This is a genomic window from Streptomyces bambusae, assembly GCF_020532645.1.
In the GTDB taxonomy this organism is placed as follows: domain Bacteria; phylum Actinomycetota; class Actinomycetes; order Streptomycetales; family Streptomycetaceae; genus Streptomyces; species Streptomyces bambusae.
The window spans coordinates 1-19,224 of sequence record NZ_JAJAUZ010000017.1 but is presented as its reverse complement, the minus strand read 5'-3'; the positions used below and the strand labels follow the sequence as shown (position 1 = coordinate 19,224).

The window sequence follows — 19,224 nt, the reverse complement described above, 5'->3', positions numbered from 1 at the left end:
ATGCACCCGGATACGCCGACGGGCGGCACCCCCCAGGGGGTGCCGCCCGTCGAAGCGGAATCGGCAGCCGGCCGCCGTGGACGGCCGGGACGGCTCAGTGGCCGCCCTGCTCCTGCAGACGCTTGAAGGAACGCTCGATCTCGGCCTCGGCCTCGGTGCGGCCGACCCAGTCGGCACCCTCGACCGACTTGCCCGGCTCCAGGTCCTTGTAGACCTCGAAGAAGTGCTGGATCTCCAGGCGGTCGAACTCGGAGATGTGGTGGATGTCGCGCAGGTGCTCGACACGCGGGTCGGAGGCCGGCACGCACAGCAGCTTGTCGTCGCCGCCCGCCTCGTCGGTCATGCGGAACATGCCGATGGCGCGGCACTTGATCAGGCAGCCCGGGAAGGTCGGCTCGTCCAGGATGACCAGCGCGTCCAGCGGGTCGCCGTCCTCGCCCAGGGTGTTCTCGACGAAGCCGTAGTCCGTCGGGTAGCTCGTCGAGGTGAAGAGGCGACGGTCCAGACGGATCCGGCCGGTCTCGTGGTCCACCTCGTACTTGTTCCGCGAACCCTTGGGGATCTCGATGGTGACGTCGAACTCCACGTCCTGCTCCTCCATGTCCAGCTGCAAGCTTCGAGACTGCAATGAATTCAACTGCGTGCGCGTCCGGGCCCAGCCCTGCCGGGTGGGGTGCCATGCTCGCGGCAAGACGCAGTGGTTAAGTGTCCCTCACGCAGTCGTGTGATCGCGAAAGGGGCTGGTCCGAGGTGCCGATGGTCAGAACGTGGCAGGTCGCCGCGGGTTCGGCCGCCGTTGGCCTGACCCTGGCGATCGGAGCGGTGGCCGCTTCCGGTCCCTGGGACTCCGGCCAGCGTAAGGCCGAGCGGGACCGGGCCGCCTCCCAGAGCCTGACGGGTGGCGCAGATCACGGCGCGCCCGCCGACGCCGAGGCCGCGCAGCGGCCGCAGGCGGCACCCAGCGCGCCGGGCGTGCTCGCGGCCCTCACCGCACCCGCCGCGCCCCCCGGGGCACCCCTGGAGCCCGTTCTGCGGCCGCTGATGGCCGATCCCGCGCTGGGGCGGCAGCGCGCCGCGTCCGTCGTCGACGTAACCACCGGGAAGGTGCTGTACGCGGACCAGGCCGGGCGGGCGCAGACCCCCGCCTCGACCATCAAGATCGCCACGGCGGTCGCGGTGCTGGCGGCGCGGGGGCCGGAACACCGGATCCCGACGCGGGTCCTCGCCGATCCCGGCGGCCGCCGGATCGTGCTGACCGGCGGCGGGGACCCGACGCTGACCGCGCGTACGGACCGGCCCGGCGCGGCCAGCCTGCACTCACTGGCGGACGACACGGCGGCTGCGCTGAAGGGCCGGCCGGCGTCCGAGCTGGTCCTCGCCTACGACGAGTCCCTCTACACCGGGCCGGCCCGGCACCCGATCGGGGTCAACGGGAACCTCGCGCCCGTCACCGCGCTGATGGTCGACGAGGCGCGGCTCGACGGTTCGCTGTCGGGGGACCGGGAGCGGAGTGCGACCCCGGCGGCCGATGCGGCGCGGGCCTTCGCCGGGCTGCTGCGGGCGCGGGGGATCGCCGTCCGCGGCGAGCCGGTGCCGGGGCGGGCCGCGGCGGATGCGGCCCCGCTCGCCGAGACGCTGTCCCCGACCGTGGCGGCACTGGTCGAGCGGATGCTCACGCACAGCGACAACGACCTGGCGGAGGCGCTGGCGCGGCAGACGGCGCTGGCCGGCGGGCTGCCGGCGTCCTTCGACGGGGCCGGGCGGGCGGTTGCGGCGCGGCTCGGGGGGCTGGGGGCCGATGTGCGGGGGGCGCGCTTCGCCGACGGGAGCGGGCTCTCCCGGGCGGACCGGGTCAGTGCCTCGCTGCTCACCTCGCTGCTGGTGCTCGCTGCGGACCCTGCGCGTCCGGAGCTGCGGCCGGTCCTCACCGGGCTGCCCGTGGCCGGTTTCACCGGCACCCTGACCGGGCGCAACACCGAAGGCTCCGCCTCCGGTCTGGTGCGGGCCAAGACCGGGACGCTCACGGGTGTCAACTCGCTCGCCGGCACGGCCGTCTCCCCGACCGGGCGCCTGCTCGCCTTCGCCTTCCTCGCCTCGGAGACCACCGACCGCGTCCGGGCGCCCCGCGCCCTGGACCACCTGGCCGCCGCCCTCACCACCCCGCCGACCTGACCCGCCGCCCCGCTCCACCCTCGCCCCTCCCAGCCGCCGGCTCCGCCGGACACCCTCCGGCTCCGCCTGGCTGGACTCCGGCTCGGCCGGGCCAATTCCAGCCTCGCCGGCGAAGCTGGGCCCGCCGCGGAGCCCGGACCGCGTGCCGAGGGTGCTGGACGGGCTGGGGGCGACGCGGAGGCCGGAAGGCCGGGCCGAGGGTGCCGGACGGGCTGGAGGGGCGGCGGAGGCCGGAGGCCGGGCCGAGGGTGCCGGACGGGCTGGAGGGGCGGCGGAGGCCGGAGGCCGGGCCGAGGGCGACGGCGAGGTCGGACCGTCCGGCGTTTGAGGACCAGGGGTCCACGGGCGGGGGGTGCGGCACGTACGGTTGACGCATGACGAGCATCGGTGGTGCGGAGATGGTCGACTGGAACCTCGCGGTGGCAACCGCGACGAGACTCGTACGGCCCGGCCCGGACGTCACGCGGGACGAGGCCCGCGCCGTGGTGGCCGAGTTGCGCAGACACGCCAAGGCATCCGAACGGCACGTACGGGCCTACACCCGGATGCTCCCCGAGGACGCCGACGTCCACGACACCCCTGTCCTCGTCGTGGACCGCGCCGGCTGGGCCAAGGCGAACGTGGCCGGCTTCCGCGCCCTCCTCGGCCCGCTCCTCGACCGCATGCAGGAACGCCGCGGCACCTCCCCCGGCGGCGCCGTGCTCGGCGCGGTCGGCGGCAAGGTCACCGGCGTGGAGCTCGGCATGCTGCTCAGCTTCCTCGCCTCCCGGGTCCTCGGCCAGTACGAGACGTTCGCCCCGGCCGGACCCGACCTGCCCGGCTCGGCGCACGGCGGCGGCCGGCTGCTCCTGGTCGCGCCCAACATCGTCCACGTGGAGCGCGAGCTGGACGTGGACCCGCACGACTTCCGGCTGTGGGTGTGCCTCCACGAGGAGACCCACCGCACCCAGTTCACCGCCGTGCCCTGGCTGCGCGACCACCTCCAGGGCGAGATCCAGTCCTTCCTCGGCGCCACCGAGATGGACCCCGCGACCGTGCTGGAACGGCTCCGCGAAGCCGCCCAGTCCCTCGCCGGCGCCCGCCCCGAAGGCGAGGAGGACGAGGGCGGCCGCTCCCTCGTCGAACTCGTGCAGACCCCCGAGCAGCGCGAGGTGCTCGGCCGCCTGACCGCCGTGATGTCCCTGCTGGAGGGCCACGCCGACTACGTCATGGACGGCGTGGGACCCGAGGTGGTGCCCTCCGTCGGCGAGATCCGCGAGAAGTTCCAGAAGCGCCGGGCCAGCGGCGCCGGCCGCCTCGACGCCGCGCTCCGCCGGCTGCTGGGCCTCGACGCCAAGCTGCGCCAGTACCGCGACGGCGAGCGGTTCGTGCGGGCCGTGGCCGGCCAGGTCGGCATGGACGGCTTCAACCGGGTGTGGACCTCGCCCAACACCCTCCCCACCAAGGCCGAGATCGCCCGCCCCGCCGACTGGATCGCCCGCGTCCACGGCGTCCGCGACACCGGTGGGAATGACGAGGGGTGACGCGAAACGAGTGACGCGTGAGGCGAAAAGGTGTCTCTGTGGGGGCCTCAGCGTCACCCATCCGAGGGACCGTGGGCCGTGGATGGGCGTGCGATGCTCAGGGAACCGCTCGCCTCTGTCACCATCGACGCACTCTGAGTGACATCCGGCCCGGCTCCGCCCCGCGGACCCCGCCGGACCGCTCGGACGCATCCCGAGCCACACCCCGTAGCACCACCACGAGGCACCCCAACTCATCCGAAGGGCACCGGACATGGGTCCCCATCCTGCGGTCGCAGCGATACGCCTGGCGGTCCGCCGCGTACTCCACGACATCCTCACCGACACCACGACCACCCCCGACGGGGCACCCCCCGCCACGCGCCCCCTGGTCCTCGTCGCCTGCTCCGGCGGCGCCGACTCGATGGCGCTCGCCTCCGCACTCGCCTTCGAGGCCCCCAAACTCTCCGTCCGCGCCGGCGGCATCACCGTCGACCACGGCCTCCAGCCCGGCTCGGACCTGCGCGCAGCCGAGGTCGCCACCCGCATGACCGCACTGCGCCTGGACCCGGTGGAAGCCGTCGCCGTCAGCGTCGGCCGCGACGGCGGCCCCGAGGCGGCCGCCCGTGACGCCCGCTACGCCGCCCTCGACGCGGCCGCCGAACGCCTCGGCGCCGCCGCCGTCCTGCTCGGCCACACCCGCGACGACCAGGCCGAAACCGTCCTGCTCGGCCTCGCCCGCGGCTCCGGCACCCGCTCGCTGTCCGGCATGGCCGAGAAGTCCGCCGGCACCGGCGCCGGTGCCGCCCCCGACCGCTACCGGCGGCCCTTCCTCGACATCGACCGGCAGACCGCCCGCAAGGCCTGCATGGTCCAGTCCCTGCCCGTCTGGGACGACCCGCACAACGCCGACCCGGCGTACACCCGGTCCCGGCTGCGCCACGAGGGGCTGCCCGCCCTCGAGAAGGCCCTGGGCAAGGGAGTCGTCGAAGCGCTCGCCCGGACCGCCCAGCTGTCCCGGGACGACGCCGACGCGCTCGACGCCTGGGCCGCCCGGGCCGACGAATCCGTACGCGACGAAGCCGGGCAGCTGGAGTGCGCCAAGCTGTACGCCCTGCCCCCGGCCGTCCGCCGCCGGGTCCTGCGCAGGGCGGCCGTCGCGGCCGGTTCCCCCGCCGGCTCGCTGTTCGCCCGGCACATCGAAGAAGTCGACCGGCTGATCACCGGCTGGCGCGGCCAGGGAGCCATCAACCTGCCCGGCCGCGTCGAGGCCCGGCGGCAGGGTGGCAGACTTGTCATCCGGCAGGGCTGATGGTGCTGAAACACGGCTGAGTCCTCCGGGCATCCCCCGGAGCCCCGGCCGACAACGAAAGTGATACGGGTGGACGAGAAGGACATGGGCAGCGACCTGGCGTCGGTGCTCATCACCAAGGAAGAGATCGACGCGAAGCTGGCCGAGCTGGCCGCGAAGATCGATGCGGAATACGCGGGCAAGGACCTGCTCATCGTCGGTGTCCTCAAGGGCGCCGTGATGGTGATGGCGGACCTGGCGCGCGCCTTGTCCACCCCGCTCACCATGGACTGGATGGCGGTGTCGTCGTACGGCGCGGGCACCCAGTCCTCCGGCGTGGTCCGGATCCTCAAGGACCTCGACACCGACATCAAGGGCAGGCACGTCCTGATCGTCGAGGACATCATCGACTCCGGTCTGACCCTGTCCTGGCTGCTGTCGAACCTGGGCTCCCGCGAGCCGGCCTCCCTCGAGGTCGTCACGCTGCTGCGCAAGCCCGATGCCGCCAAGGTCGCCATCGACGTGAAGTGGGTCGGCTTCGACATCCCGAACGAGTTCGTCGTCGGGTACGGCCTGGACTACGCCGAGAAGTACCGCAACCTGCCGTTCGTCGGCACCCTCGCGCCGCACGTCTACGGCGGCTGACCGCCCGTACGCGCGTCCCCGGCGGTTCCGGCCGCCGGGGAACCTGCCGGGGATTCCCGCCGTTGGAGCAGGGGAAGGCGGGTTTGTCAGCCGTACCGCGATGTCACGGGTGACAATGCAGGGGTACATTCCGAAGAACCGAACTTCGGTTCTTACGCACAGTCTCACTCGCAGCAGCATTTACCTACGGGCAGGAGGGACGGGGTGCATCGCACCCCGTATGGATGGACGTGAAGCGATACTTCCGTGGGCCGGTCATGTGGATCGTGCTGGCCGTCCTCGCCGTGGTCGTGTTGATGAATGTCGTTGGTTCGTCCGGCGGCTACAAGTCGGTGGACACCAGCAAGGTTCTGCACGCGATCAGCCAGAACCAGGTCGAGTCGGCGAAGCTGACCACCGGTGACTCCCAGATGATCAAGATCGAGCTGAAGGACGGCCAGAAGCTCGACGACGAGAGCGGCAGCAAGTTCCAGGCGAACTACATCGGCGACCAGGGCGTCGACATCGCCAAGCAGCTGCAGGCCGGCTCCGACAACGGCCAGATCCCGAGCGGCTACTCGGTCTCGCCCGACAAGACGAACCCGTTCCTCGGGGTCCTGCTCTCGCTCCTCCCGTTCGTCCTGATCGTCGTGGTGTTCCTGTTCCTGATGAACCAGATGCAGGGCGGCGGCTCCCGGGTCATGAACTTCGGGAAGTCCAAGGCCAAGCTCATCACCAAGGACACCCCGAAGACCACGTTCGCCGACGTGGCCGGGTCGGACGAGGCCGTCGAGGAGCTCCACGAGATCAAGGAGTTCCTCCAGGAGCCGGCGAAGTTCCAGGCCGTCGGCGCCAAGATCCCCAAGGGCGTGCTGCTGTACGGCCCGCCCGGTACGGGCAAGACGCTGCTCGCGCGCGCCGTCGCGGGCGAGGCGGGCGTCCCCTTCTACTCGATCTCCGGCTCCGACTTCGTCGAGATGTTCGTGGGTGTCGGCGCCTCGCGCGTCCGCGACCTGTTCGAGCAGGCCAAGGCCAACGCCCCGGCCATCGTCTTCGTCGACGAGATCGACGCCGTCGGCCGGCACCGCGGTGCGGGCCTCGGCGGCGGTCACGACGAGCGCGAGCAGACCCTCAACCAGCTGCTCGTCGAGATGGACGGCTTCGACGTGAAGGGCGGCGTCATCCTGATCGCCGCCACGAACCGGCCGGACATCCTCGACCCGGCGCTGCTGCGCCCGGGCCGCTTCGACCGGCAGATCGCCGTCGACCGGCCGGACATGCAGGGCCGCCTGGAGATCCTCAAGGTCCACCAGAAGGGCAAGCCGGTCGCTCCGGACGTCGACCTGTCGGCCGTCGCCCGCCGCACCCCCGGCTTCACCGGTGCCGATCTGTCGAACGTGCTGAACGAGGCGGCGCTGCTGACCGCCCGCTCGGACAAGAAGCTGATCGACAACCACATGCTGGACGAGGCGATCGACCGCGTCGTGGCGGGCCCGCAGAAGCGGACCCGGATCATGTCCGACAAGGAGAAGAAGATCACCGCGTACCACGAGGGCGGACACGCCCTGGTCGCGGCGGCCTCCCCGAACTCCGACCCGGTACACAAGATCACGATCCTGTCCCGCGGCCGGGCCCTGGGCTACACCATGGTCCTGCCCGACGAGGACAAGTACTCGACCACGCGCAACGAGATGCTCGACCAGCTGGCGTACATGCTGGGCGGGCGCGCCGCCGAGGAACTGGTCTTCCACGACCCGACCACCGGCGCGGCCAACGACATCGAGAAGGCCACCGCCACGGCCCGCGCGATGGTCACCCAGTACGGCATGACCGAGCGCCTGGGTGCGATCAAGTTCGGCGGCGACAACACCGAGCCGTTCCTGGGCCGCGAGATGGCGCACCAGCGCGACTACTCGGAAGAGGTCGCGGCGCTGGTCGACGAAGAGGTCAAGAAGCTCATCGAGACCGCGCACAACGAGGCCTGGGAGATCCTGGTCGAGAACCGCGACGTCCTCGACAACCTGGTCCTCGCCCTCCTGGAGAAGGAGACGCTGGGCAAGGAGGAGATCGCCGAGATCTTCTCGACCATCGTCAAGCGCCCGGCCCGCCCCGCGTGGACCGGCTCCGCCCGCCGCACCCCGTCCACCCGTCCGCCGGTGCTCTCCCCCAAGGAGCTGTCGCTGACGAACGCGGCGAACGGCAGCGCGGCCCCGGTCTCCACGGACAAGGGCCTGGAGGTGGCCCCGGAGGACCGCCCCGAGGCCTGACCCCCGGCCGCCCGACCGGCCCGGAATGGATGCCGCGCCCCCCAGGTTCTAGCCTGGGGGGCGCGGCACTTTCGCGTGCGTACGTTCGCGCGCGGGTACGGAAGACAGGGAACGAGGCACAGATGACCGACCCAGTGACTCTCGACGGCACGGGCACGATCGGCGAATTCGACGAGAAGCGCGCCGAGGCCGCCGTCCGTGAGCTCCTCATCGCGGTCGGCGAGGACCCGGACCGCGAAGGCCTCCTGGAGACCCCCGGCCGGGTGGCGCGGGCGTACAAGGAGATATTCGCCGGGCTGTACCAGCGGCCGGAGGACGTCCTCACGACCACGTTCGACCTCGGGCACGACGAAATGGTCCTCGTGAAGGACATCGAGGTGCAGTCGGTCTGCGAGCACCACCTGGTGAGCTTCCACGGAGTGGCCCACGTCGGCTACATCCCGTCCACCGACGGCAAGATCACCGGCCTGTCGAAGCTGGCGCGGCTGGTGGACGTGTACGCCCGCCGCCCCCAGGTGCAGGAGCGCCTGACCACCCAGATCGCGGACTCGCTCATGGAGATCCTGGAGCCCCGCGGAGTGATCGTGGTGATCGAGTGCGAGCACATGTGCATGACCATGCGCGGGGTGCGCAAGCCCGGTGCGAAGACCATCACCTCGGCCGTCCGCGGCCAGCTCCGCGACGGCGCGACCCGCAACGAGGCCATGAGCCTGATCATGGCGCGCTGACCGGAAGACCCCCCGAACGGCGGAAGCCCTGCACCCCTCGGCGGGGTTGCAGGGCTTCCGTGCGTACTGCCGTGGTGCGGCCGGGCCCGTCAGGCGCGGGCGCGGGCGTTGCCCTGGCCGGAGTCGTCGGTGTCCTCCGGGAGCTTGCAGACGCGCTCCAGGAACAGGGCGGCGGCGATGACGCCGGCGCCCGCCAGGACCGCGAGACCGGCGTACAGGGCCTGGTCGCGGCGGGCCGGGACCTCCAGGCCGTCGAGGACCAGGAAGAGCCCGGTGCCGCCGTACATGCCCGCCACGAGCGCCGCGACCAGCGCGCTGGCCTGTCCGAACACCACGGAACGGGCCGCCATCAGCGGCTCCACGCCCTTGGCGCCGGGCCGCCGCTCGCGCTGGGCCTTCAGCCGGCCGCGCAGCGACAGGGCGGTCGCCAGCAGCACGACGGCGATCACCGCGAGCACGATGGGGGCCGCGAGCGGCACCCCGGGCAGGGTCCCGTACGCGTTCCACAGCCGGGCGCCCGCCCAGGACAGGACGCCGGCGACCAGGAAGATGCCGGTGAGGACGACCGGCCTCAGTTGCTTCACGTGCCCGCTCCCCGCTCTCTGCTTTTGTGCGGCTCCAGGCTAACGACTACTCCGGCAGGCGGAGTTCCAGGTCGGTGCGCGGCGTGATGCCCGACGTGCCGAGGGCGGCCAGCAGGGCCGCGACCGGGCCGTGGCCGGGCAGCTCCGCGTCGGGCTGAACGTCCTGCCAGGGGGCCAGCACGAAGGCGCGCAGGTGCGCGCGGGGGTGCGGCAGGGTGAGGACGGGGTCGTCCGAGACCACGTCCGCGTACGCCACGATGTCGACGTCGATGGTGCGCGGTCCCCAGCGCTCCTCGCGGACCCGGTCGAAGGCCTCCTCGACGGCCTGGCCGCGTTCCAGCAGCGAGCCCGGCGGCAGGGTGGTCTTCACGAGGACGACCGCGTTGAAGTACGAGGGCTGCGAGCCGGGCTCGACGCCCCAGGGCTCGGTCTCGTAGACGCGGGAGACGGCCTTGACGCGCAGGCCGGGGGTGTCGCCGAGGGCATCCACGGCCCCCTGGAGGGTCTCCAGGCGGTTGCCGAGGTTCGCGCCGAGGGCGATGACGGCCCACTTCGGGTTGGACAGGGTGACGTCGGCCGCGTCCACGGCCTCCACCACCGAGGCCGGCACCGGCTGCACCGTCGGGTCGCTCTGGGCTTTCAGGCCGTCGTTCATGCTCCGCGCCTCCGGGTGATCGTGATGGTCACGTCGTCGAAGGGCACCGTGATGGGCGCGTCCGGCTTGTGGACGACGACCTCGACCTCGGCGACCGCCTCGTGCCCCAGGCACTGCTGGGCGATCCGCTCGGCGAGGGTCTCGATCAGGTCGACCGGCTCGCCCTCGACCACGGCGACGACCTCTTCGGCGACGATCCCGTAGTGGACGGTCTTCGCCAGGTCGTCGTCGGCCGCCGCCGGGCGGGTGTCGATGTGCAGCACAAGGTCCACGATGAAGGTCTGGCCCTCTTCGCGCTCCCGGGGGAAGACGCCGTGGTGCCCGCGAGCCTTCAGGCCGCGCAGCGCGACACGATCCACGCGAATCACTCCTGCTTTCGTAGGTTCTTCCGGTCCCGGGGCTTCCCGGTCCCATGGGCCTACGCCGAGTGCGGTCGGCGTCGTCCTCCTTCGAATTTACCTGCGGGTGCCGACACCGGGCACGCATGGGGTGGCCGAACGGCCCCCCGGGCCTCCGGATCGCGTGTGTCCGGTCACAGCCGTGGCCAATCCTCCGCGGGGCTGCGGGCTCCGCCGGAAGGGGCCCGCCGGAGTGCTCCGGGACCCCTCGGAGGCGCCGTGCGGCCCGGCCGCGGGCCTCCGGTCAGGTGCCCGGCTCGTCCTCGTCCTCGTCGGAGTCGGCGAGCACCGGCGAGCCGTGGTGGGACCACAGCCGCCAGCCGGCGGGTGTGCGGCGGAACACATTCGTGGCGACCACCAGCTGGCCCACGAGGGGGCCCGGTCCGGCGCCGTCCTCGGCCGGGCCGCCGCTGAGGATGTTCTCCGTGCAGGTGACCACGGCGGTGTCGCCGATCACGTTGACCCTGGTGTCGGTCAGGAAGAACTGGATGTACTCCGTGTTCGCCATGATCAGCGCGTACGAGCGGAGCACCTCGCCGCGGCCCGAGAGCACCGGCCAGCCGGGGTGGACGCAGGAGATCTCGTCGTCCAGCCAGAGCGCGGACAGCTCCTCGAAGTCGCCGCGCTCCATGGCGTCGTAGTAGGCCGTGTTGATCCGCTCGACGGCCTCGCTCCCGGAGTCCCGGCGGGTCACCGGGCGCCCTCGACGGCCCGGGCCACGCGGACGGCGTCGGCAGTGGCCCGCACCTCGTGGACGCGGACGGCCCAGGCGCCCTCGTGGGCGGCGATCGCGGAGACCGCGGCGGTGGCCGCGTCCCGCTCCCGGGCCGGCGGCGGGGCGGCGGCCGGGCCGGCGGCCAGCACCCGGCCGAGGAAGCGCTTGCGGGAGGCCGCGACCAGCAGCGGGCGGCCCAGGGCGTGCAGCTCGGCGAGGTGGGCGACGAGCGCGAGGTCGTGCTCGGCGTGCTTGGCGAAGCCGAGGCCGGGGTCGACCAGGAGCCGTTCGGGGGCGATGCCGCCGTCGATGACGGCGTCCATCCGGGCCCGCAGCTCGGCGGTGACCTCCGCGACCACGTCGTCGTACACGGCCAGGCTGTTCATGTCGGCGCTGAAGCCGCGCCAGTGCATCACGACGAACGGGACGTCGGCGGCGGCCACGGCGGGGATCATGCCGGGGTCCGCGAGCCCGCCGCTGACGTCGTTGACGAGGACCGCGCCGGCGGCGACGGCCTGCTCGGCGACGGCGGCCCGCATGGTGTCGACGGAGACGGTGACGCCCTCGGAGGCCAGGCCGCGGACCACCGGGACGACCCGGCGTAGCTCCTCGTCGGCGTCGACCCGGCTGGCGCCGGGCCGGGTGGACTCGCCGCCGACGTCGACGAGGTCGGCGCCCTGCGCGACCAGCTCCAGGCCCCGCTTGACCGCGGCCGCTGTGTCGAACCAGCGGCCGCCGTCGGAGAAGGAGTCCGGGGTCACGTTGACGACCCCCATCACCGCACAGCGGTCCCAGTCCGGCAGGCCCTCGACCCGGCCGCGGGCGCCGCCCGCACCGTGCAACGTGTTCATGCCTCCAGGGTAGGGCCGGGCGCCGGGCCCTACGCCGCCTGGACCTCGCGCTCGGCGGTGGCCGGGGCCACCACCTTGGCGGCGGTCACGGTGGCGTGGGCGCAGGGGCGCTCCTTGGGCGTGGAGCGGCGGGACAGCAGGCGGGGCAGGGCCAGCGTGACGAAGCCCTCGGCCTGCATGGCGGCGAAGCCGATGCGGGGCAGGTCGCCGGTGGCGCGGAAGACCACGAAGCGGGGCTCCCAGCGGGGCCGGAACTTCGCGTTGAACTTGTACAGCGACTCGATCTGGAACCAGCGGGACAGGAACACCAGCAGGCCGCGCCACATGCGCAGCACCGGGCCGGCGCCGATCTTCTCGCCGCGGGCCAGGGCCGAACGGAACATCGCGAAGTTCAGCGACACCTTCTCGATCTTCAGGTCCGGGCAGGCCTGGAGGGCGGCCACGATCAGCAGCTCGTTCATGCCGGGGTCGGCGGCGCGGTCGCGGCGCATCAGGTCCAGCGACATGCCGTCCGGGCCCCACGGCACGAAGTGCAGGACGGCCTTCAGGTCGCCGTACGGGGACGCAGCGGTGCCCTCCTCGTCGGTGCGGTGGGCGGTGGCGATGATGCAGTCGCCGTCGCCCTCCTCGCCGACCCGGCCCAGCGCCATGGAGAAGCCGCGCTCGGTGTCGGTGCCGCGCCAGGCGGCCGCGGCGGCCCGGACGTGCTCCAGCTCGGTGGCGTTCAGCTCGCTGACCCGGCGGACCTTGGTGGTGTAGCCGTTGCGCTCGATGCGCTTGACCATCTGGCGGACGTTGCGCATCGGCCGGCCGCTCAGGGAGAAGTCCTTCACGTCGACGATGGCCTCGTCGCCGAGCTCCAGGGCGTCCAGGCCGGTCTCGCGGGTCCACACTTCGCCGCCGGTCTCGCTGCAGCCCATGACGGCCGGGGTCCAGGAGTGGGCGCGGGCCTCGTCCATGAACCGCTCGATGGCGCCCGGCCAGGCCTCGACGTCGCCGATCGGGTCGCCGGAGGCCAGCATCACGCCGGACACCACGCGGTAGGTGACGGCGGCCTTGCCGCTGGGGGAGAAGACGACGGCCTTGTCGTGGCGGAGGGCGAAGTGGCCCAGGGAGTCGCGGCCGCCGTGCCGGGCGAGCAGCTCGCGCAGCCGGGTCTCGTCCTCGGCGGTCAGCCGGGCGGCCGGGTGCTCGGGGCGGAAGGCGAGGTAGATGGTGGTGATGGCGGTCAGCATGCCGAGCGCGCCGAGGGAGTAGCCGACGGTCCAGGACACCCGGCCGGCGTAGTCGACCGGGCCCTCGAAGCCGAAGAGGCCGTACAGGACGTGGGTGAGCTGATCGGCGAAGGACGGGTCGCCCACCACCCGGCGCGGGTGCGAGTTGACGATCACCAGGCCGAGCCCGATGGAGCCGGCGCTCATCAGCACGAAGTTGGCCAGCGCCTTCCAGCGGCTGCGCGGGTCCGGCAGGGCGTTGAATTCACCCTGGTGGCGCAGGAGCAGCGCGAGCAGCGCGGCGGCGATCAGCACCCCGATCACCGAGTGCCGGTACGTGAACTGCGCCACGGCGCCGGCGGGCAGCAGGATCACCGCGGCCCGCCAGGCCCGCCGCTTGCGGCGCTTGAGCCCGTGCGCCAGCAGCAGCAGGAGCACACCGGCGCTCAGCGACAGGGCGGCGGCGAAGGGGCCCAGGGAACCGGGCAGCACCTCGGTGACCGCGTGGATCCGGCTGTGCCGGAAGCGCGGGAAGACACCGGCCGCGATGTCGAGGAGACCGACCACGGCAGCGGCCGTGCCCACGATCCCCGGCACCGACTCGGGCTTTGGCCCGCGGAGGATACGGCGGACCTTGTGCGGAACCTGTCCCGACTTATCGCCATCTATCCTGCTAGACATCGCTTCCCGTGTTCCGTGAGTGATCTGTGGCCGAGCTGCCACAGCGGCATCCGGACATGTGCGACCACTAGGACGGCGCAGAGTGGGAGCGGGTTCACTGTTTTGCGAGAAAAAACTTCGCCCGCCACCAGAAAGTCACTGACTGCTCATGGGTCTCAGAAGCACGTGGGTCCTTTCCCTCGCCATCGTTGCCGGCGTCCTGCTCTTCGCGGCCACGGTCTGGTACTGGCCGCGCCTGGCCGGCCGTAACTGGCGTGCCGTCACGGGCCGGATCGGCCTGCTGCTCGCAACCCAGCTGGCGCTGTTCGCCGCGGTCGGGCTGGCGGCGAACAAGTCGTTCCTCTTCTACGGCAGCTGGGCCGACCTGTTCGGCCAGGAGAAGGAGATGGGCGTGGTGGTCGACCATTCGGCCGCCGCGAAGGACATCCGGGTGACCGGCACGCAGAAGCTGGACGTGCCCGGCGGCGCCCGGCCGGAGGTCGGCGGGCAGATCCAGAAGATCGTCCTGACCGGGGAGCGCTCGAAGATAGCCAGCCCCGGCTACGTCTGGCTGCCGCCGGAGTACTTCCAGCCCCGGTACGCCAAGGAGGACTTCCCGGCGGCCGTCGTCCTCACCGGCTATCCGGGCATCGCGGAGAACCTGATCAAAGGGCTCGACTACCCGATGACGGCCTACAAGCAGGCCAAGGCGGGCACCATGAAGCCGATGATCCTGGTGATGATGCGCCCGACCGTCGCCCCGCCGCGCGACACCGAGTGCGTGGACATCCCCGGCGGCCCGCAGACCGAGACCTACTTCGCCAAGGACGTCCCGCAGGCCGTCCGCGAGAGCTACCGGGTCGGGGACAAGCCGCAGAACCTGGCGTTCGTCGGCAACTCCACCGGCGGCTACTGCGCCCTGAAGATGGGCATCCACCACCCGGACACCTTCGGGGTGGCCGTGGGCCTGTCCGCGTACTACAAGGCCGCCGACGACCCGACCACGGGCGACCTGTTCCACGGCGACGAGGCGCTGGAGAAGCGTGCCGACGTCCTCAAGAGCCTCAAGGCCAAGAGCCCGACCGGCACCTCCTTCCTGGTGACCACCAGCAAGAAGGGCGAGGACAACCTCAAGGGCACCAGGCAGTTCATCGCCGGGGTGAAGTCCCCGGACCGGGTCTCCTCGATCACGCTGGAGAACGGCGGCCACAACTTCAACACCTGGCGCCGCGAGATACCCCCGATGCTGAACTGGCTCAGCGGGCGCCTCCAGGCCTGACCCGCGCTCCCGGTCACACCCCCTGCGGCAGCTCCGCCGCAGCGCCCTCGGGCTCCGCACGCCGCAGGGCGCGGTGCACCGCGGCCGGGGTGAGCACGCCGACCCGGGCACCCGACCGCGGGTCGGTCACCGCGATCCGCCCCGAGTCCTCCTGGAGCAGCAGGGCCAGCGCCTCCCGCAGCGAGGCACCCAGCGGGACCTGCGCGCCGGCCGGATCCGGCCCGTCCGCCGCGCTCGCCGCCTCCGCCGCGTCTTCGACGTCCGCCGCCGTCACCGGGGTCACCGCCAGCCGCTTGAGCCCGCGGTCCGCGCCGACGAAGCCCGCCACGTACGCGTTCACGGGTGCGCCCAGCACCTCCGCCGGCGGGGCGAACTGCTCGATGGTGCCGTGCCCGTAGACCGCGATCCGGTCGCCGAGCCGGACCGCCTCCTCCAGGTCGTGCGTCACCAGCAGGATCGTTTTCCGGACGGATTCCTGCAGCGCCAGGAACTCGTTCTGGAGCCGCTCGCGCACCACCGGGTCCACCGCGCCGAACGGCTCGTCCATCAGCAGCACCGGCGGGTCCGCGGCCAGCGCCCGCGCCACCCCGACCCGCTGCCGCTGCCCGCCGGACAGCTGCTCCGGGTACCGGCCGCCGTAGACCGCCGGGTCCAGCCCGACCAGCTCCAGCAGCTCCGCCGCGCGCGCCCGGGAGCGGGCCCGGCCCGTGCCCAGCAGCCGCAGCACCGTCGCCGTGTTCTCCAGCACCGTCTTGTGCGGGAACAGCCCGACCTGCTGGATCACGTACCCGATGCGGCGGCGCAGCTCCACCGGGTCGGCGGCGGAGATGTCCTGCCCGTCGAGCAGGATCCGGCCGCCGGTGGGCTCGATCAGCCGGTTCACCATCTTCATCGTGGTCGTCTTGCCGCAGCCCGAAGGGCCCACGAGGGTGACCAGCTCGCCCTCGGCCACCTCGAACGACAGGTCCTCGACGGCGGTGGTCCCGTCCGGGTAGCGCTTGGTCACGTGCTCGAATCGGATCACGCCGTCCATCTTTGCGCAGCCCCGTCAGACTTGCGTGAAGGGATTGTTGCCCCGATGCAAAAGATCACGTGCCGGCCGGCCCCGCGGGGTTATGGTCGAAAGGACGTGCGGGTCCGGCCGGACCCGCGGCCACGGCACGGCAGCTGACGGGGGGTGGGGGAATGGCGGCGCGGAACTGCCTGGTCGCGAACGACTGGGTCTGCTGGGAGTACGTCCGCTCGCGCAGCCAGGAACTGACCGACGCCACCGTCCAGCACGTCTGGATCACCGTCCTGTCCGTCCTCATCGGCCTCGCCGTCGCGCTGCCGCTGGCCCTCCTCGCCCGCCGCGGCCCGCGCTGGGCCGCGCCCGTCCTCGGCCTGACCACCCTGCTGTACACGGTGCCCTCGCTGGCCATGTTCTCGCTGCTGCTGCCCCTGTTCGGGCTGTCGGCCTCGCTCGTGGTCACCGGCCTGGTCCTCTACTCGCTGACGATCCTGGTCCGGAACGTGCTGGCCGGGCTGGAGGGCGTACCGGAGGACGTCCGGGAGGCCGCGCGCGGCCTCGGGTACGGACCGGCCCGGCTGCTGTGGCAGGTCGAGCTGCCGCTCGCCCTGCCCGCGCTGCTCGCCGGGGTGCGCATCGCGACCGTCTCCACCGTCGCCCTGACCACGGTCGGCTCGATCGTCGGCAAGGGCGGCCTCGGCAACCTGATCGCCCCCGCGGTGAGCAGCTCGTTCAAGGCGCAGGTGCTGACCGCCTCCGTGCTGTGCGTGCTGCTCGCCCTCGTCGCCGACCTGCTGCTGCTCGGCCTCCAGCGGCTGCTCACGCCGTGGACCCGGGCGGCCGCGGCGAAGGGGGCGTGAGCGCGGTGGGCGTACTGGGCGGGGCCTGGGAGTGGCTGGCCGACGGGGCCAACTGGTCCGGCGAGGCCGGGGTGTGGCACCGGCTCGGCGAGCACGCGTACGTCAGCGGGCTGGCGCTGCTGATCGCCTGCGCGGTCGCGCTGCCCGTCGGCCTGTGGCTGGGCCACCTGGGCCGCGGCGGGACGCTCGCCGTGAACGTCTCCAACGCCGGCCGGGCGGTGCCGGTCTTCGCGGTGCTCGCCCTGTTCATGGTCTCGCCCCTGCGCAGCGCCGGGTACGTGCCCACCGTCACCGCCCTCGTCCTGTTCGCCGTGCCGCCGCTGCTGACCAACGCGTACGTCGGCATGCGCGGGGTGGACCGCTCGGTGGTGGAGGCGGCCCGCGGCATGGGCATGTCCGGCGGCCAGGTGTTCCGGCAGGTGGAACTGCCGCTGGCCCGGCCGCTGGTGATGACGGGTCTGCGCTCGGCGGCCGTCCAGGTGGTGGCCACCGCCACCATCGCGGCCATGGTCGGGCAGGGCGGCCTGGGCCGCATCATCACCGCCGGGTTCACCACGTACGACACCCCGCAGGTGGTCGCCGGAGCACTGCTCGTGGCGCTGCTGGCGCTGGCCGTGGAGGGCGTGCTGGTGGCCGCCGACCGGCTGCTGGGCCCGGTGCGCCGCCGACCCTGAGCGGTCCCTTTCTGTTTCCCGAGTCCCGATCCCCGTGAACGGAGTTCTGATGAGCAAGACCTCGCGCGCCCTCGGCGCGGCCCTGGGCGTGCTGGCACTGGCGGGTTCGCTCACCGCGTGCGGCGGCGACAGTCTGGAGAAGGCCAAGGAGGGCCCTGCACAGTCCGGTCCGGCCAAGGGCTCCCTGGTCGTCGGCGCAGCAGGCTTCACCGAGTCGAACGTCCTGGCCGAGCTGTACGCACAGCTCCTGGCGGACGCCGGTCACAAGACCTCGATCACCACGGTGAGCAGCCGCGAACTGTACGAGCCGGCCCTGGAGAAGGGGCAGATCGACATCGTCCCCGAATACGCGGCGACCCTCGCGGAATTCCTGAACGCCAAGGTGAACGGCCCGAAGGCGCCGGAGCAGAAGCCGGTGGCGTCGAGCGATGTCGCGGCGACGGTGGCCGGTCTGGAGAAGCTCGCCGGACCGCTCGGCCTGAAGGTCCTGCCGGCGGGACAGGCAGTGGACCAGAACGCATTCGCGGTGACGAAGGAATTCGCCGCGAAGCACAAGCTCAAGACCCTTTCGGACCTGGGCCGGTCCAAGGTCGCGGTGAAGATCGCGGCGGGTGACGAATGTGCCGTCCGGCCGTTCTGCGCCGTGGGCCTGAAGTCGAAATACGGAATCAATGTCTCCGGTATCGACCCGAAGGGCGTCGGCACCCCGCAGGCCAAGCAGGCCGTGAAGGACGGCGTCGACCAACTGGTCCTCACCACCACCACGGACGCGACCCTGGAGAGCTTCGGACTGGTCCTGCTGGAAGACGACAAGAAGCTCCAGAACGCCGACAACGTCCTGCCGGTGGTGAATGCCAAGGAAGCCGGCGGCCCCGAGGTCGCCGCCGTCCTCGACAAGCTCACCAAGGTCCTGACCACGGCCGATCTCGTGGAACTCAACCGCAAGGTGGACGCCGAACGGGCCAAGCCGGCCGATGTCGCGAAGGCATATCTGGACGCGAAGGGACTGTTGAAGAAGTGACCGCACGACTGTGATCAACTCGTCGGGCAACCGCCGGGAAAGAGATTGCCCGGCGGGCGCCCCACGCAGGGTCCACGCCCTGTAAATTTCAGGCCATGCCCCGTGGACGCCACCGCCAATCCCAGCCCCTGCACCGGCTTCTGACGCCCTCGGCGATAGCCGGCGTCCCGGTCGCGTGCGCCGCCGTCGCCTGGCTGCTCGCGGAGCCCCTGGCGCTGCGCCTGCTGGTGGCGCTCACCGCGGCCTCCGCCGTCGGCGGCGCCGTCGTCATGCGCGGCTGGGACCGGGCGGCGGGCCGCAAGGTGGCCGAGCTGACCCGCGCCCGGGTCCGCGACGAGTGGCGCACCGAGGACCGGATCGCCGAACTGGAGTCCGACCTGGAGGAGTCCCGGGCACTGCGCACCAAGCTCGACCGCAAGCTGCGCGCCAAGCGGGTCGAACTCGCGAAGCTGCGCGGCGAGCACGCCGCCCTGCTGCGCCGGTACGCGACCGCCGAGACCGAGCGGGCCAGCGCCCTCGAAGGACAGCGCCTGCTGGCCATCGAGGCCACCGCCGCCGCCCCCGAGGCCAAGGCGCTGCCGCCGGTCTCCGAGGAGCGCACCGCCGCCGGCGCCCCGACCGCCGTGGGCTACGCCCGCGCCAACGCGGCGCTCACCGCACTGCTCCGCAAGGCCGAGGCGGCCGCCGGCGGCGCGGCGGCCGAGCACACCCGCTCCGTGC

18 protein-coding genes and 1 pseudogene are annotated in these 19,224 nt (G+C 72.4%); 11 read left to right on the top strand and 8 right to left on the bottom strand.

Features of this window, described 5'->3' with window-relative positions:
- Positions 1-94: 94 nt before the first annotated feature.
- Positions 95-586 (bottom strand): inorganic diphosphatase, encoded by a 492-nt coding sequence (locus tag LG634_RS14350; RefSeq protein WP_226734267.1) that lies wholly within the window; start codon positions 584-586, stop codon positions 95-97.
- 170 nt (positions 587-756) lie between these two features.
- Between LG634_RS14350 and dacB the strand changes: the two genes are divergently transcribed.
- The 6 genes from dacB (at position 757) to folE (ending at position 8,584) form a co-directional block, all read left to right on the top strand.
- On the top strand, positions 757-2,172 hold the full coding sequence (gene dacB, locus LG634_RS14345) for a D-alanyl-D-alanine carboxypeptidase/D-alanyl-D-alanine endopeptidase (protein WP_226734266.1): 1,416 nt from the start codon (positions 757-759) through the stop codon (positions 2,170-2,172).
- 374 nt (positions 2,173-2,546) lie between these two features.
- Complete coding sequence (locus tag LG634_RS14340; protein WP_226734162.1) at positions 2,547-3,695, top strand: Rv3626c family coenzyme F420 biosynthesis-associated protein; 1,149 nt, start codon at positions 2,547-2,549, stop codon at positions 3,693-3,695.
- Positions 3,696-3,948: 253 nt separating this feature from the next.
- Positions 3,949-4,986, top strand: coding sequence for a tRNA lysidine(34) synthetase TilS (tilS, locus tag LG634_RS14335; RefSeq protein WP_226734161.1), 1,038 nt, complete (start codon positions 3,949-3,951; stop codon positions 4,984-4,986).
- Between the two features lie 84 nt (positions 4,987-5,070).
- On the top strand, positions 5,071-5,610 hold the full coding sequence (gene hpt / locus LG634_RS14330; protein WP_226734265.1) for a hypoxanthine phosphoribosyltransferase: 540 nt from the start codon (positions 5,071-5,073) through the stop codon (positions 5,608-5,610).
- A gap of 224 nt (positions 5,611-5,834) precedes the next feature.
- Complete coding sequence (ftsH, locus tag LG634_RS14325) at positions 5,835-7,856, top strand: ATP-dependent zinc metalloprotease FtsH (RefSeq protein WP_226734160.1); 2,022 nt, start codon at positions 5,835-5,837, stop codon at positions 7,854-7,856.
- Between the two features lie 122 nt (positions 7,857-7,978).
- Positions 7,979-8,584, top strand: a complete 606-nt coding sequence (gene folE / locus LG634_RS14320; RefSeq protein ID WP_226734159.1) for a GTP cyclohydrolase I FolE — start codon at positions 7,979-7,981, stop codon at positions 8,582-8,584.
- Positions 8,585-8,673: 89 nt separating this feature from the next.
- On the opposite strand, the gene LG634_RS14315 is transcribed toward folE, so the two are convergent.
- From LG634_RS14315 to LG634_RS14290, 6 genes are all read right to left on the bottom strand, one after another.
- A complete protein-coding gene (locus tag LG634_RS14315; protein WP_226734158.1) occupies positions 8,674-9,168 on the bottom strand; it encodes a DUF3180 domain-containing protein in 495 nt (164 codons plus the stop codon).
- A gap of 46 nt (positions 9,169-9,214) precedes the next feature.
- On the bottom strand, positions 9,215-9,823 hold the full coding sequence (gene folK, locus LG634_RS14310; protein ID WP_226734157.1) for a 2-amino-4-hydroxy-6-hydroxymethyldihydropteridine diphosphokinase: 609 nt from the start codon (positions 9,821-9,823) through the stop codon (positions 9,215-9,217).
- Complete coding sequence (gene folB, locus LG634_RS14305) at positions 9,820-10,182, bottom strand: dihydroneopterin aldolase (protein WP_226734156.1); 363 nt, start codon at positions 10,180-10,182, stop codon at positions 9,820-9,822. The genes folK and folB overlap by 4 nt, the downstream gene beginning before the upstream one ends.
- Before the next feature lie 283 nt (positions 10,183-10,465).
- Positions 10,466-10,915 (bottom strand): nuclear transport factor 2 family protein, encoded by a 450-nt coding sequence (locus LG634_RS14300; protein WP_226734155.1) that lies wholly within the window; start codon positions 10,913-10,915, stop codon positions 10,466-10,468.
- Positions 10,912-11,787, bottom strand: a complete 876-nt coding sequence (folP, locus tag LG634_RS14295; protein ID WP_226734154.1) for a dihydropteroate synthase — start codon at positions 11,785-11,787, stop codon at positions 10,912-10,914. Before folP ends, LG634_RS14300 begins: the two co-directional genes overlap by 4 nt.
- 29 nt (positions 11,788-11,816) lie before the next feature.
- A complete protein-coding gene (locus LG634_RS14290) occupies positions 11,817-13,682 on the bottom strand; it encodes a phosphatidylglycerol lysyltransferase domain-containing protein (protein ID WP_226734153.1) in 1,866 nt (621 codons plus the stop codon).
- 148 nt (positions 13,683-13,830) lie between these two features.
- Here LG634_RS14290 and LG634_RS14285 point away from each other — a divergent pair, with 148 nt between their 5' ends.
- Complete coding sequence (locus tag LG634_RS14285) at positions 13,831-14,940, top strand: alpha/beta hydrolase (protein ID WP_226734152.1); 1,110 nt, start codon at positions 13,831-13,833, stop codon at positions 14,938-14,940.
- A gap of 13 nt (positions 14,941-14,953) precedes the next feature.
- On the opposite strand, the gene LG634_RS14280 is transcribed toward LG634_RS14285, so the two are convergent.
- Complete coding sequence (locus LG634_RS14280; RefSeq protein ID WP_226734151.1) at positions 14,954-15,964, bottom strand: ABC transporter ATP-binding protein; 1,011 nt, start codon at positions 15,962-15,964, stop codon at positions 14,954-14,956.
- A 161-nt stretch (positions 15,965-16,125) separates the two neighbouring features.
- Between LG634_RS14280 and LG634_RS14275 the strand changes: the two genes are divergently transcribed.
- The 4 genes and pseudogenes from LG634_RS14275 to LG634_RS14260 all read left to right on the top strand — a co-directional run.
- A complete protein-coding gene (locus LG634_RS14275; RefSeq protein WP_226734150.1) occupies positions 16,126-16,809 on the top strand; it encodes an ABC transporter permease in 684 nt (227 codons plus the stop codon).
- 5 nt (positions 16,810-16,814) lie between these two features.
- Complete coding sequence (locus tag LG634_RS14270) at positions 16,815-17,483, top strand: ABC transporter permease (protein WP_226734264.1); 669 nt, start codon at positions 16,815-16,817, stop codon at positions 17,481-17,483.
- 49 nt (positions 17,484-17,532) lie between these two features.
- Complete coding sequence (locus LG634_RS14265; RefSeq protein ID WP_226734149.1) at positions 17,533-18,504, top strand: ABC transporter substrate-binding protein; 972 nt, start codon at positions 17,533-17,535, stop codon at positions 18,502-18,504.
- Positions 18,505-18,599: 95 nt separating this feature from the next.
- Positions 18,600-19,224, top strand: a pseudogene (locus LG634_RS14260) (hypothetical protein); the annotation flags it as partial.